Source organism: Eikenella corrodens, from assembly GCF_003990355.1.
GTDB classification, from domain to species: Bacteria; Pseudomonadota; Gammaproteobacteria; order Burkholderiales; family Neisseriaceae; genus Eikenella; species Eikenella corrodens_B.
Map to the genome: position 1 here is coordinate 1,040,001 of NZ_CP034670.1, position 13,489 is coordinate 1,053,489.

Annotated in this window: 11 protein-coding genes; 2 read left to right on the forward strand and 9 right to left on the reverse strand. The window is 59.3% G+C overall.

Translation table 11 applies throughout. From position 1 onward, the window contains the following. Positions 1 to 238 precede the first annotated feature (238 nt). The 9 genes from gcvP to ELB75_RS05280 form a co-directional block, all read right to left on the reverse strand. Positions 239 to 3,091 carry an aminomethyl-transferring glycine dehydrogenase gene (gene gcvP / locus ELB75_RS05240; protein WP_126983018.1) on the reverse strand — a complete coding sequence of 951 codons (2,853 nt, stop codon included), beginning with the start codon at positions 3,089 to 3,091 and terminating at the stop codon, positions 239 to 241. A 75-nt stretch (positions 3,092 to 3,166) separates the two neighbouring features. Further along, on the reverse strand, positions 3,167 to 3,721 hold the full coding sequence (locus ELB75_RS05245) for a hypothetical protein (RefSeq protein ID WP_126983019.1): 555 nt from the start codon (positions 3,719 to 3,721) through the stop codon (positions 3,167 to 3,169). 349 nt (positions 3,722 to 4,070) lie between these two features. Continuing rightward, positions 4,071 to 4,532, reverse strand: a complete 462-nt coding sequence (gene recX, locus ELB75_RS05250; protein ID WP_126983020.1) for a recombination regulator RecX — start codon at positions 4,530 to 4,532, stop codon at positions 4,071 to 4,073. Beyond that, positions 4,519 to 5,217: a phosphoglycolate phosphatase gene (locus tag ELB75_RS05255; protein WP_126983021.1), complete on the reverse strand. Its 699-nt coding sequence runs from the start codon at positions 5,215 to 5,217 to the stop codon at positions 4,519 to 4,521. Before ELB75_RS05255 ends, recX begins: the two co-directional genes overlap by 14 nt. Positions 5,218 to 5,538: 321 nt before the next feature. Next, entirely contained in the window at positions 5,539 to 5,880 is a 342-nt protein-coding gene (locus tag ELB75_RS05260) for a YbaB/EbfC family nucleoid-associated protein (RefSeq protein ID WP_126983022.1), read from the reverse strand. A 53-nt stretch (positions 5,881 to 5,933) separates the two neighbouring features. Continuing rightward, a complete protein-coding gene (gene dnaX / locus ELB75_RS05265) occupies positions 5,934 to 8,240 on the reverse strand; it encodes a DNA polymerase III subunit gamma/tau (protein WP_126984211.1) in 2,307 nt (768 codons plus the stop codon). Positions 8,241 to 8,408: 168 nt separating this feature from the next. Beyond that, entirely contained in the window at positions 8,409 to 8,681 is a 273-nt protein-coding gene (locus tag ELB75_RS05270) for a putative hemolysin (protein ID WP_126983023.1), read from the reverse strand. Positions 8,682 to 8,825: 144 nt separating this feature from the next. Beyond that, the gene (locus ELB75_RS05275; protein WP_126983024.1) at positions 8,826 to 10,814 is read right to left on the reverse strand and encodes a transglutaminase TgpA family protein; all 1,989 of its coding nucleotides are present in this window, start codon (positions 10,812 to 10,814) and stop codon (positions 8,826 to 8,828) included. A gap of 226 nt (positions 10,815 to 11,040) precedes the next feature. Further along, positions 11,041 to 11,595: a hypothetical protein gene (locus ELB75_RS05280; RefSeq protein ID WP_126983025.1), complete on the reverse strand. Its 555-nt coding sequence runs from the start codon at positions 11,593 to 11,595 to the stop codon at positions 11,041 to 11,043. 527 nt (positions 11,596 to 12,122) lie between these two features. Here ELB75_RS05280 and ELB75_RS05285 point away from each other — a divergent pair. Both ELB75_RS05285 and ELB75_RS05290 read left to right on the forward strand, forming a co-directional pair. Continuing rightward, a complete protein-coding gene (locus ELB75_RS05285; protein ID WP_241236112.1) occupies positions 12,123 to 12,575 on the forward strand; it encodes a hypothetical protein in 453 nt (150 codons plus the stop codon). Positions 12,576 to 12,642: 67 nt separating this feature from the next. After that, the gene (locus tag ELB75_RS05290) at positions 12,643 to 13,032 is read left to right on the forward strand and encodes a hypothetical protein (protein ID WP_126983026.1); all 390 of its coding nucleotides are present in this window, start codon (positions 12,643 to 12,645) and stop codon (positions 13,030 to 13,032) included. The last annotated feature ends 457 nt before the right edge of the window (positions 13,033 to 13,489 follow it).

Genomic DNA, 13,489 nt, shown 5'->3' on the forward strand with positions numbered 1-13,489 from the left:
AGTTGAAAGGCTACCTGAAAAATTTCAGGTAGCCTTTGGTGTGCGTTGGGCTGGCGGCCAATCGATTTATAGTGAATTAACAAAAACCAGTACGGCGTTGGCTCGCCTTGCCGTGCTAGCTGTACTGTCTGCGGTTCGCCGCCTTGTCCTGATTTTTGTTAATCCACTATAAAAGGCTACCTGAAAATGGAATTTCAGGTAGCCTTTGCCTTGATGGCAGGGTTAATGCCGATGTTTTTTAGCCTTCATAGTGCTCGATGCTGGGGCAGGAGCAAACCAAGTGGCGGTCGCCGTATACGTCGTCGATACGGTTTACGCTCGGCCAGAATTTGTTTTCGCGCACATAGGGCAGGGGGTAGACGGCTTCTTCGCGGCTGTAGGCACGCTTCCACTCGCCGGTTACATCGGCGGCGGTATGCGGTGCGTTGACCAGCGGGTTGTCGTCTTTCGGCCATTCGCCATGCTGTACTTTCAGCGCCTCCTGCTTGATTTGCTTCATCGCGGCGATGAAGCGGTCGAGCTCGGCCTTGCTTTCGCTTTCGGTGGGCTCGATCATCAGCGTACCGGCCACGGGGAAGGACATGGTCGGGGCGTGGAAGCCGTAGTCCATCAGGCGTTTGGCGATGTCCACTTCGGTGATGCCGCTTTCGGCCTTGAGCGGGCGCAGGTCGATGATGCATTCATGCGCCACGCGGCCGTTTTTGCCGGTATAGAGCACCGGATAATCGGCGGAGAGCTGCTTGGCAACGTAGTTGGCGTTGAGCAGGGCGGTTTCGGTGGCCTGGCGCAAACCGTCTGCCCCCATCATGCTGATGTACATCCAGGTAATCGGCAGGATGCTGGCGGAGCCGTAGGGCGCGGCAGATACGGCACCCATGCCTACAGTAGCGCCTTCCACCGGTGCAACAACGTGGCTTGGGGCAAACGGGGCAAGGTGGGCTTTCAAGCCGATGGGGCCCATGCCCGGGCCGCCGCCGCCGTGCGGGACACAGAAGGTTTTGTGCAGATTCATGTGCAACACGTCGGCGCCCACTTCGGCCGGCTGCATGATGCCGACCTGGGCGTTCATATTGGCGCCGTCCATATACACCTGGCCGCCGTTTTCGTGGATGATGCGGCAGATGTCGCGGATGCCTTCTTCATACACGCCGTGGGTGGACGGGTAGGTAATCATCAGCGCGCCCAGCGTATCTTTATACTGTTCGGCCTTGGTTTTCAGGTCGGCAATATCCACGTTGCCGTGCTCGTCGGTATCCACAATCACAATCTGCATACCGGCCATGTGGGCGGTGGCGGGGTTGGTGCCGTGGGCGGAGCGCGGAATCAGGCACACGTTGCGCTCGGGGTGGCCTTGCGCTTCGTGGTAGCGGCGGATGGTCAGCATGCCGGTGTATTCGCCTTGCGCGCCGGAGTTGGGCTGGATAGAGATGGCGTCGAAGCCGGTAACGGCCTTGAGCTGCTCTTGCAGGCCGTGGATCATTTCCAGGCAGCCTTGTACTTGTTCGCGCGGGGCAAACGGGTGCACATTGGTGAATTCCGGCCAGGTAATCGGAATCATCTCGGCGGTGGCATTCAGCTTCATGGTGCAGGAACCGAGCGAAATCATGCTGCGGTTCATAGCCAAGTCGCGCTCTTCCAGTTTTTTCAGGTAGCGCAGCATTTCGTGTTCGGTGTGGTAGCTGTTGAACACGGGGTGTTGCAAGATCGCACCTTTGCGCTGCAGGTTTTCAGGTAGCCTGCCGGCGGGCGCGTTCTCGGGCAGGGCGGCCGCCTTGCCGGTGAACAATTCGACCAGTTGGGCAAACTCTTCGGCGCTGGAGGTTTCGCTGAAGGCGGCGGCTAATACGTTCTCGCCAATGCGCAGCAGGTTGAAGCCGGCATCCAGCGCTTTTTGGTACACGCCGTCGGCTTGCGCCTTGCTGCCGAAATCCACGGCCACAGTATCGAAGAATACCGAATGCACCACTTTGCCGCCGGCAGCCTGTACCGCATCGGCAAAAGCAACAGCCAGCGCGTGGATGCGGCGGGCGATGCGGTTTACGCCTTCGGGACCGTGATACACCGCGTACATACCGGCCAAGTTGGCCAGCAGCACTTGTGAAGTACAAATATTGGAGTTGGCTTTTTCGCGGCGGATATGCTGCTCGCGGGTTTGCAGCGCCATACGCAGCGCCTGCTTGCCGGAGGCATCCACCGATACGCCGATGATGCGGCCGGGAGCGGAGCGTTTATCTTTGTCTTTAAACGCAAAGTAAGCAGCGTGCGGGCCGCCGAAGCCCATCGGGACGCCGAAGCGCTGGGTGCTGCCCAAGGCAATGTCGGCGCCCAACTCGGCGGGTGCTTTTAGCAGCACCAGGCTCATGATGTCGGCAGCCACGGCCACCACTGCACCTTTGGCTTTTACAGCGGCAATCACGTCGCCCAAATCGGCTACGTCGCCGTCTTTGCCCACATATTGGAACAGCGCGCCGAAGTATTCGCCGTTGCGGGCGGTGTCGAAATTGCCCACCACCAGCTCGAAATCGAAATATTTGGCACGGGTTTTGATCACGTCCAGCGTTTGCGGGTAAACGCGCTCGTCCACAAAGAATTGGTTGGATTTGGATTTGCCCACGCGGCGCGCCATGGTCATGGCTTCGGCGGCGGCAGTGGCTTCGTCGAGCAGGGAGGCGCCGGCCAGTTCGAAGCCGGTGAGGTCGATGCACACCTGTTGGAAGTTCAGCAAGGCTTCCAAACGGCCTTGCGACACTTCGGCCTGATAGGGCGTATAGGCGGTGTACCAGCCCGGATTTCCCAGCACATTGCGCAGAATCACGTTCGGCAGGCGGGTGGGGTAGTAGCCCAGGCCGATATAGCTTTTATTGATACGGTTTTTGGCGGCGATGCCCTTGAGTTTGGCCAAGGCATCGGCTTCGCTTAATGCTTCGGGCAGCTGCAGCTGGCCGGGCATACGCACGCTTTGCGGCACGGTGTGCCCCACAAAGCTGTCCATGTCTTTTTCGCCCAACGCGGCCAAAAGGGCGGCGCGGTCGGACAGGCTGAGGTGGCGGCCGATAAAGTCGTTGTGGTGGAAGAGTTCGTTAAACTTCATGATCCTGCATCCTTTCTGCTTGCTCGGTGTTGAGGTGGTGGGGGATTGGAACAGACGGTTGCATTGTAGCGTAAATCAGGGGGCTTGCGGCAGGTGTGGCAAAGATTCTGCCATTTTCTGCCGATGGTTTTCAGGTAGCCCCAGCGGGGCGGCGGATAGATGGTTTAGATGGCAATGGTGGTTACGGGTCAGCGGCGGAAGAGGTGCACGCCGTGCAGACGGAAGGGCGGATCGGGGTGATCGGCCAGCAGGTATTCCCGCTCGTTTGCTCGGGCGATGGCGAAGCAGGCTAAGGGACGCGCCGCCGTGGAAGAGGTACAGTTTATCCGCTTCGCGCCGCCAATCGCCGCTGCAGCCGCAGTCGATTTCCCCTGTGCAGGCGGCCAATTCGGCTTTACTGGGCTCGTATTCCAGCTCGAAGCTGCCGTTGCGGTAGAGCCGTAAGGTGTGTTGCGGGCTACGGTAGGTGGCGGTGCGGTTGACGAAGCTGCCGTCCCATATGAGTTTGAGTATGGCGGGCAGGTCGAGCAGGGTGGTGATGCTGCCGGGGTCGAGCAGGAGGAGCAGCCAGTAATACCACGGCTCTGCCCACTTTATGCTGCCGAGGAAGAGCAGGATGGGGCCGACCAAGGGGGTGAGCGAATAACCTTTGCGCAGGAAGAGCCAGTTGCATGAGGCGATGAGGGCAAAAGGGATGAGAACGGGATAGGCGGTAACGGGTATGGCGAGTTTAGAAAAAGGCTACCTGAAAATATTGGCGGGTTTGCGCGTAAACGGCAGGCGGCCATATTTAGTGGATTAACAAAAATCAGGACAAGGCGGCGAGCCGCAGACAGTACACACGTTACGGCAGGGCGAGTCAACGCTGTACTGGTTTTGTTAATCCACTATATTTTTCAGGTAGCCTGTCCAGTAGGGTTCTGTATTGCAAAAGGCTACCTGAAAATACCGAACGGGTGTTTTCAGGTAGCCTTTCTGTTTATTCGTCCCACTCTTCTTCATCCTGCCAGGCCTTATCCAGCGCGTGGCGGATGGTGTCGCTGTCGAAGCCGCGGTAGGCGAGGAAGCGGGCGGCGCGTTGCTGTGCGGCGAAATCGGCGGGGGGCTGTTTGAACTTTTTGCGCAGCACGGCGCAGGCGGTGGCGCGTTCGCTGTCGCGGTCGGGCAGGGCGGCTTCGATGAGTTCGTTGTCCAGCTTTTGCTGTTGCAGGCCTTGGGCGAGGCGCAGGCGGCCGTAGCGGCTGCTTTTGCTGTACACGTAGCTTTCGGCGTAGCGCCGGTCGGATTGCCAGTTGCGCTCGGCAAACTCTTGCAGCAAAGCGTCGATTTCGGCGGGATCTTCGGCATAGGGCGCGAGTTTGCGCCGCAGTTCGGCCTGCGACATTTCCCGCCGCGACAATAAATCTAGGGCGCGGCTGCGCAGGGATTTAACGGCGGTCATCGGGGCGCAGACGGTCGTAGATTTCGGGCAGGGTGCTGACAATCCAATCGGGGCGGGTGGCGGGATTTTCGGCCAATTGGTCCATATCGGCATAGCCGTAGCGCACGCCGATGGCAAAGCAGCCGGCGGCTTTGGCGGCGAGGATGTCGTTGCGCGAATCGCCCACCATCGCCATGTTTTCCGGCTTCACGCCCAATACTTCGGCGGCGTGCAGCAGGGGCGCGGCATCGGGCTTGCGCTGGGGCAGAGTGTCGCCGCCCACCACGAGGCTGAACAGGTCGGCCAGGCCGAGGCGGCGCAGCAGTTCGGCGGCCCAGGCTTCGCGTTTGTTGGTTACCACGGCCAGCGGGATGCCGAGGGTTTTCAGGAGCTGGAGGCCGGTTTTCACTTCGGGGTAGATGTAGGTGTGGCGGTCGAGGTGTTCGGAATAATGTTGGGCAAACACGGCGAAGGCGCGCTGCCACACTTCGTCGGGGGCTTGGCCTTCCGGATCGGCAGTGAGGGCGCGGTGCACGAGTTTGCCCACGCCGTCGCCTACGTAGGACATCATCAGTTTTTCGTCGAGCAGGGGCAGGTTTTCGCTGCGGCGGGCTTCGTTGGCGGCGGCGGCGAGGTCGGCAAGGGAATCGACTAAGGTGCCGTCCAAATCAAAGGCGGCGGCAAGGATTTCGGGGCGGGTATTCATGATGTGGCCTCGGGGTTTGGATAAAAAATAATGGCGGATTTTAGCATGAGGCAGGTGGTCGGGAGGCTACCTGAAAGCTGTTTTCTAATTTTCAGGTAGCCTTAAGGCGATATGGCAAACCAGACGAACTTTAGTGCATGCGTGTGGCGGGCGAGCAGCGGCATATTTATAGTGAATCAACAAAAACCGGTGCAGCGTTGGCTCGCCTTGTCCTGATTTTTGTTAATCCGCTATATTTTCATCCACTGCAATTTAATTCACTGCAATGGCCAAACAAACCGGCTGCCTGACGGGTTCTGGCAGCCGGTGTTTATGTGCGGATTACTTGAAGAAGTTGTCCATGCCGGGGGGCAGGCCGAGGCCTTGGGTGAATTGCGACATATGCTGCTGGGCGGCGGCTTCCACTTTGCGCGCGGCATCGTTGAAGGCGGCGGCAATCAGGTCTTCCAGCATTTCTTTGTCGGAAGCGGCATCGGCGGCGAGGCTGTCGTCGATATGCACGCGTTGGACGGCGTGGTGGCAGCTGAGGGTGATTTTCACCATGCCGCCGCCGGCTTCGCCTTCCACGGTGATATTGGCCAGTTCGGCCTGTGCCTGTTTCATTTTTTCCTGCATTTTTTGTGCCTGTTGCATCAGGTTGCCGAGGCCGGCTTTGTTGAACATGAGTGTGCTCCTAATTTAAAGAGTGGGTGGGAATAAACAGTGCGGGAGCGGCCTTAGGTTTGGCCGTTTTCCTGCAATACAAGGCTTTCGGGTAGCCAGCGGGCGCCGAATAGATTGAGGATGTCTTGCGCGGCGGGGTCTTGCTCCAGCAGGCTTTGCGCTTGGTCGCGGGCGGCCTGGTGCAGGCGTTGTTGGCGCATGGCGGGGGTTTCGGCGGTTGTGCCGCCGGCCGGCCAATCGGTGGTGCGGATGCTGATGGGATGGCTGTAGGCGGCAGCCAGGTGCTGCTCGATGCGCTGGATGTGTTCGCGGCTGATGCTGACTTGCCCGGCTTCGGCCACGGCAAGGGTGAGCAGGTGTTGCTGCGGGTCGTAGCCGAGGCAGGCGGTGTGCTGGGCGCTCATTTGGGCGGCACCGATTTTGGGGGCGATGGCGGCGACGATGTGCGGCCAGGTGTCGGCATCGGGCAGGGGCAGGGCTGCAGTGTCAGTGCTTTCCGGGGTTTCGGCAGCGGCTGATTGGGCTTCGGTTTGCCCGTTTTGGCTGTGTAAAAATCCGCTTTGTTCGGTTTCAGGTAGCTTTTCGCTGCCTAATTCGGATTCGTTTCGGGATGTGGCATCATGTTTGTGCTGGGGCAGGCTGTCATTTTGGTTTCGGCTATGCGGAAACTCGTTTGCGGGGTTTTGGCCGGGCCCGGTTTCAGCTAACCCTGGGCTTGGGGGGCTGTCGGGCAGGCCGCTTTCAAAACCGGCGGGCAGCGGGGCATCGTCCCACGGCGGGCTGCTTTCGAAGGCGGCGGGGATGGCTTCCGACGCGGCAGGTTGCGGCTCGCTAGGATGGGGGCGGCCGGGTTCGGACGAACCGGGCGAGGAGTTGCCGGATTCGTTTGGGTTGGGCGAAAGCCGATGCTGGCTGTTTGGACTGCCTGAAATATTTTCAGGTAGCCTTTCGGTATGGCGGGCAGCGGGGACGGCTTCTTGCGGCAGGGGTTCGTTTGGCGAAAGCCTGCCGTTGTCGTCTGGGCTACCTGAAAAGCTGCCGTGTTCATTTTGGCTGTGCGGAAACTCGTGTTGCCCGCTTTTGCTGCGCAGAAGCTCGTTATGTTCGCCTTCAGGTAGCCTGGGTTCGGCTTGGGCGGGCGGGGCTTCTGCTGCATGGTTTTCGGCTGGAATGCGGGCCTTATCCGGCTGCGGTGTGGCAGCCGGACGGGGCTTTGGGGCGGGATCGTGCAGTTCGCTGCCGCTGATTCGGCTGCCTTCGGGCAGTTCGGCTGCGGCCAGGGGGGTGAAGGCGAGCAGGCGCAATAGGGTCATCACGAAGCCGGCGTATTCGTCGGGCGCGAGCGGCAGGTCTTGTTTGCCGTGGATAACGCATTGGTAATACAGCTGGATTTGTTCGTCGCCCAGTTGGGCGGCGAGCTGTTGCAGGGTGTCGCGTTCGGGGTCGTCTGCGGGCACGGCGGCGGGGATGGTTTTGAGCAGGGCAAGCTTTTGCAGTAAGAGGGCGAGCTCGCTCAAGGCGCTGTCGAAGCCGATGGCGCGGCCGGCCATTTCCTGTGCGGTGGCGAGCAGGGCGGCGCCGTCTTGGTTGGCGGCGGCTTGCAGCAGGGAATAAAGGTAGCGTTGATCAACGGCGCCGATCATTTGGCGCACGTCGGCTTCGGTTACGTTGCCGGAGCCCATGGCGATGGCTTGGTCGAGCAGGCTGAGTGCGTCGCGCATGGAGCCGGCGGCGGCTCGGCCGAGCAGGGCAAGGGCGGGGGCTTCGTAGGGGATTTGTTCGCTGTCCAGAACGTGCGCGAGGTGCTGCGATACCTGCTGGGCGGTCATGTTGCGCAGCACGAATTGCAGGCAGCGGCTGAGCACGGTTATGGGGACTTTGTGTGGGTCGGTGGTGGCGAGGATGAATTTGACGTGCTCGGGCGGCTCTTCCAGCGTTTTGAGCATGGCGTTGAACGCGGATTTGGAGAGCATGTGCACTTCGTCGATGATATAGACTTTGTATTTGCCGACGGTGGGCGCGTATTGGGCGTTTTCCAGCACTTCGCGGATGTTGTCGATGCCGGTATTGGAGGCGGCGTCGATTTCCAGCAAATCCACAAACCGCCCGGCGTCGATGTCGCGGCAGGATTGGCATTGGCCGCAGGGCTCACCTTCGTGCGGGGTTTCGCAGTTGAGGCTTTTGGCGAGGATGCGGGCGATGGTGGTTTTGCCCACGCCGCGGGTGCCGGTGAGCAGGTAGGCGTGGTGCAGGCGGCCTTTGCCCAGGGCGTTTTGCAGGGCTTTGACAACGTGTTCCTGCCCGACTAAATCGGCAAAGGTTTTGGGACGCCACTTGCGGGCGAGAACTTGATAGGCCATGTGGAATGCTTTGATGGGGTTGTTCGGGCGCACGGATGCGCGGTACGGCATGATGTTGCCAAGGGCGGTATTTTAGCATTATCAACGCTATTCTTGGCGACAGGAAAAGGCAAACAGGCTACCTGAAAACCGGATTTCAGGTAGCCTGCCTGTATGGCCGGGCGGAGCTTATTTGCCGTTGCCGCTGTTGTTGGCGCGGTAGTATGCCCACTCTTCCACTTCTTTGCCGTCGGGCAGGATGCACACGCCGTATTCGCTGCCGTCTTGGTTTTTGCGGATTTCAGATTTGCCGCCCTGCTGCACGCAGTACACGCTGGCAGGGTTGCCCATGCCGACGGCGGGCATGGAGGCATCGGCCGGTTCGGAGGCGGCAGCAGGGGTTTGGCTGCCTGCGCAGGCGGCCAGGCCGAGGGCGGCCATCAGGGGGAGGAAACGTTTCATGGGTTGTCCTTTGGGGTGTTGCAAATGAATTTTCAGGTAGCCTTAATCAGGCGTAAGTTTGCTCTGATCAAGGCTACCTGAAAGATAACAGATAAACGGGAAATTAAACGTTAATCCGTGCTTGGGCAGGTAAAGGCGGGGGTGTTACCGCTTAACCTGGCGCACGGCGCGGCAACATTGGCGATACCAGCGTTTTTGTGCGGCTTTCGGGGGCAGGCCGTCATCGGCGTAGTTCCAGCGCTCGTATTGTGCCAGCAGGCTTTCCAGCTCGGGGCTGAGGTATTCCTGCTCACGCAGGATGTTGGCGGTTTCGGCGGGGCCGAGGGCGGCGGGGTCGATGCCTTCCACGTCGGGCAGGCGTTCTTTGATGCGGGCGAAGCCTTCTTCCAGCAGGTTGGCATAACGCCGGCTGCTGCGCCGCCACCACAGCCACAACGGAATTAGGGCCAAAGTGCCGCCAACCAGCAGGAATATGAGCAGGCTCAATAGGTTGAAGCCGCCCAAGCCTAAGCTGCGGAACAGGCTTTGTTGCGAGCTGCTGTCGTAGTTCACCACCCATTGCTGCCAGTAAAACTGGCCTTCGGCGCTGAGTTTGTTCCACCACTGCCAATTGCCGCTGCCGGCCACCAGCTCTTGCTCGCCGCCCTCCAGCGCGGAGGAAAGGCCTTGTTCGATGCGGTTGCTGCTCACGGCGGCGGTGGGATCGACACGCAGCCAGGCTTCTTCTTCGGGCAGCCACACTTCGGCCCAGGCGTGGGCATCTTTGCCGCACACCTGCCAGAAGCCGCCGTCGGGGTTGTATTCGCCGCCCTGATAGCCGGTAACCACGCGGGCGGGCACGCCCGCGGCACGCATGATGACCACAAAGCTTTCGGCGTAGTGTTCGCAAAATCCGCGGCGGTTGTCGAACACGAAGTTGTCGATGCGGTCGGGGCTGCGGTCTAGCGGGGGGTTGAGGGTGTAGGCGAAGGATTGGTTGCGGTAGTAGGCCAGGGTGCGGTTGACGAAATCGGCGGTGTTGGCGGATTGGCTGCGCAGCTGGCGGGCGAGCGCGCGGGTGCGCTGGTTGCTGTAGCCGGGCAGGCGGCTCAGCTGGCGCTGGCGCGAGGGGGAAAGTTTTTCAGGTAGCCTGTTGCCGATGGCGGCGCGAAGCACGAAACGGCGCAGGCCGTCATGGCTGCGCACGCGGATGGTGTGGCCTTCGGCAAAACGCATTTTGCTTCGGGCGTTGTCGGCGTTGAAGTTGATGATGGGGTAGTCCAGCGCAGGAATGCGGCCTTGCTCGTCGCGCATAATGATGCTGTAGGAGACAATGGTTTGCGTGTAGGCAGTGTCGGCGCGGGTGGGCAGTTCGTCATCATCGGCACGCCATTGCTCGCCGTCAAACTGGCTCATGGTGATGGCGCGCCAATAAAGGTCGGATTGGTTGGGGGTGTAGCCCCCGTCGAAAGTGGCGTTGAAAGCCAGCTCGTTGCTCTGCACCAAATTACTGATGCTGCCCGGCTGCATGGTGTCGGAAAGGCCGGTTTGGGCTTGGCCGGGTTTGGGCGGCTGCGGGATACGCCATAAAGGCTCGCTCATGCGCGGCACGGCGATAAATAATACGGCGGCCAGCGGCAGGGTGAGCAGCAGGGCGGTAGCGGCGTGGCGTGCGGCCAGGCGCAGCGGCATATTGAGGAGGGCGATGCAGGTAGCGGTGCCGAACAGGCCGGCCAACAGCCACAGGCCGATGAACATGCCTTGGTTGAGCAGCACGGTGGCGCCCATCAGGAACACCATGGCGGTGAGCAGCATATGCCAATCGCGCAACACGCGGCTTTCATAGGTTTTGAGCAGCACCAGCAGCAGAAGCAGTGCGCTGCCGCCTTCGCTGCCGAGAAAGGTGCCCAACTGCGAAAACACGAAGCCAAACACAGCCAGGCCGCCGATGGCGGTGGCCCAAGCAGGCAGGCCGCGGCTGCCGATGAGCGTGAGCCCGAGCTGGATCAGCCACAGCACGCCGAATACGATAATGACACCAACGGGCAGGGCAAAAGCCAGCGGCAGGGTAATCCATAGCAGCAGCAATAGAACGCCCAAACGCGGCAGGCGTTCGGGCGGTTGGTCGATGTATTCGGGGTTGAAAACGAGCATGGCGGTTTGGGTTGGGTGGCGGCTTGGTTGTTTATAGTGAATTAACAAAAACCAGTACAGCGTTGCCTTGCCGTAACGTGTGTACTGTCTGCGGCTCGCCGCCTTGTCCTGATTTTTGTTGATCCACTATACTTTGCGGAAACTCGGTTTGCTTGGGCAAATTTCGTTTCAGGTAGCCTTTTTATCAGAAGGTGTGTTTTGTGCGCCCGTTGCCGCCAGCCTGCGTTCAACCGGTAATCAGATTGGGCAGGCTGTGGCTCAGTTGCAGCGAATTGCCGATTATACCCAAATCCGCATCGGCAAAGCAGGCGTTTTCCAAAATCAGCCCGCCGTTGGGGCGTGAGGCGTGCAGGCTCATGCGCATTTGTGCGGGGGTGAAGGGCAGGTTGTGCTTGCGGGCGTATTCGGCGGCGCGGCGGTTGGCGGTTTGCAGCATCGGAATCAGCGTAATGTCTAAATGAAACACGCGCACACCCAATACCAAAATACGGGCGGCAAACCAATCGGCTTCTTCTGTGAACACTTCCGGGCTGTGCTGCTCGAAATTGTGCCGCTCGGCAGCAATCAGGCAGGCCAGGGAACGGATTTGCGGCAGCAGGGCTTCGCACAGCATGAAATCTTGCTGCTGCGGCGTATCGGCCTGCAAGTCGGCACGGTGCTGGTTGCCGTCCACGGCCAAATACCAGCGTTGCAGCTCGGTGCGGGGGCGGGCGGGAGGAAGCTGGCGGAGTTGGCGGGCTAGGGCAGACATTTTATGTTCCTGTTCGGTTTGGCGGTTCATGGGAGGGGTTCCGTGGGTGAGCGGCCTTGCCGGGGCAAATAAAAAACCGCTCGGGCGTTCCGGGCGGTAGTTTTTCTTTCGGCTGGTGTGGCGCAAATCAGGCGCACAGCAAAAGATACCGCTCGGCTGGGCGGTACCAATAAAACGGGGCGAAAGAGAAGTTTTGCGTATTCATGGGGAGGGAGTGTAAGCGGCGCGGCGGGGGCTGTCAAGTGCCGGGCGGCGGCGGGGTTGGCGTTTTCAGGTAGCCTCTCAGGGCTTGCAGGCGGCCTGGAAATTGTAAAAATAACAGCGCGAACAGCATATTGGCGTAAAGCCGGGTTAAATGGTTTCGAAATTGCTTGATTGGCTGCTATCATGCTCGGCTTTACGGATGCTTCACGGGCATTCCTCATTTTTTCAAATTGGCCGGAGATAAAAGATTTGGCCGGCTGTACAGCGAATTAACGAAAACCGGTACTGCGTTGGCCCGCCTTGCTGCCTTGCCCCGATTGTTGTTAATCCGCCATTTAGGTAGGAGAGGAAAGTTGAAATATTCCAATTTGTTGTGGCTGCTGCTGCTTTTGGTGCTGGCCGGCTGCGTGTCGCCGGAAGCGGCGGGTATCCGCCGACAGCAATCGCATATCAATTACGGCGATGATGTGAAAATCGGCAGCTCAATCAGAGCCTACGGCTTCCGCAGCCAGCCCACGCGCGGCAGGCCGGAAGTGGAGGTGCAGAGCGAAAAAGCGCCGGGCGAAGCGGCGCAGTGCCTGCAAAAACAGCTGCAAACCCGTTTGCGCCTGCCGGATAACTTTATCCAAGTCCGCAGCTACACCAATTCGGCCTATACTGTGGCGCTACACAATCCCTTTACCAACAAAGATGGCGTGCTGATAGATGTGCGCCAACGCGGCGTGAAAAGTTCGGTGATCAAACTGTATGCCAACGGCACCACGCTGTCGCGTGTTTGGCGCGGCATCCCGGCGGCGTGCAAGTAGCCGATTGCCTGCCAGAATATTATAATGGCAGCGTTTTAACCCGATTAACTACACAGGCAGACGAAACATGAAAAAATATTTGCTGGCTTTGCTGCTGGCCTTGAGCAGCACCGCTTGGGCATACCGCTTCCCCATCGACAGCATGGAAGTGGCCGTGCTGAAATCCGCTTCTTTCCCACAGGTTACGCTCACTACAGACGGCTTTTCCTGGCTGCGTACCCTGACTTTGGGCTGGCTGGACGATGGCGCGAAAACTGTGAATATGGTGCAGGGCGTGCGCATTAAAGACGAGAACAACCGCTTCATTACCCACGGCCAGCTGCAAAACTACACCGGCCGCATCGTGGCTCTGCGCCGCGACGGAGCGGGCAATATATTGGAAATGTGGATACTGACCCCGCAGGAAAACGAGGCATTCAAAGAACGTGCCGCCTTACTGCAAAATCAGCAGCGTTAAGGCGGAATGAAAGATCAAACCTCCTGCCGTTCCGAATGGGGCGGCAGGAGGTTTCGGTTTGGATGGGCTTGAAGTTTTCAGGTAGCCTTCTGGGAGGCTGCCTGAAAGGCTGAAGCCATTTTTATAGTGAATTAAATTTAAACCAGTACAGCGTTGCCTCGCCTTGCCGTACTATCTGTACTGTCTGCGGCTCGCCGCCTTGTCCTGATTTAAATTTAATCCACTATAAGGCTACCTGAAAACGTCGTGTTTGATTTTCAGGTAGCCTTTTTGCGCTTGGCGGGCTTGGTTGTGAGATATGTCGTTTGAACGTAGGCGGTTATGCCGAAACCCGGAGGCTACCTGAAGAATATAGTGGATTAGAGAAAGCAAGAATGGGCAAAACGCAACATAGCAAAACGAGCCACCGCAGCAGCATTTTATAGTGGATTAACAAAAACCAGCACAACGTTGCCTT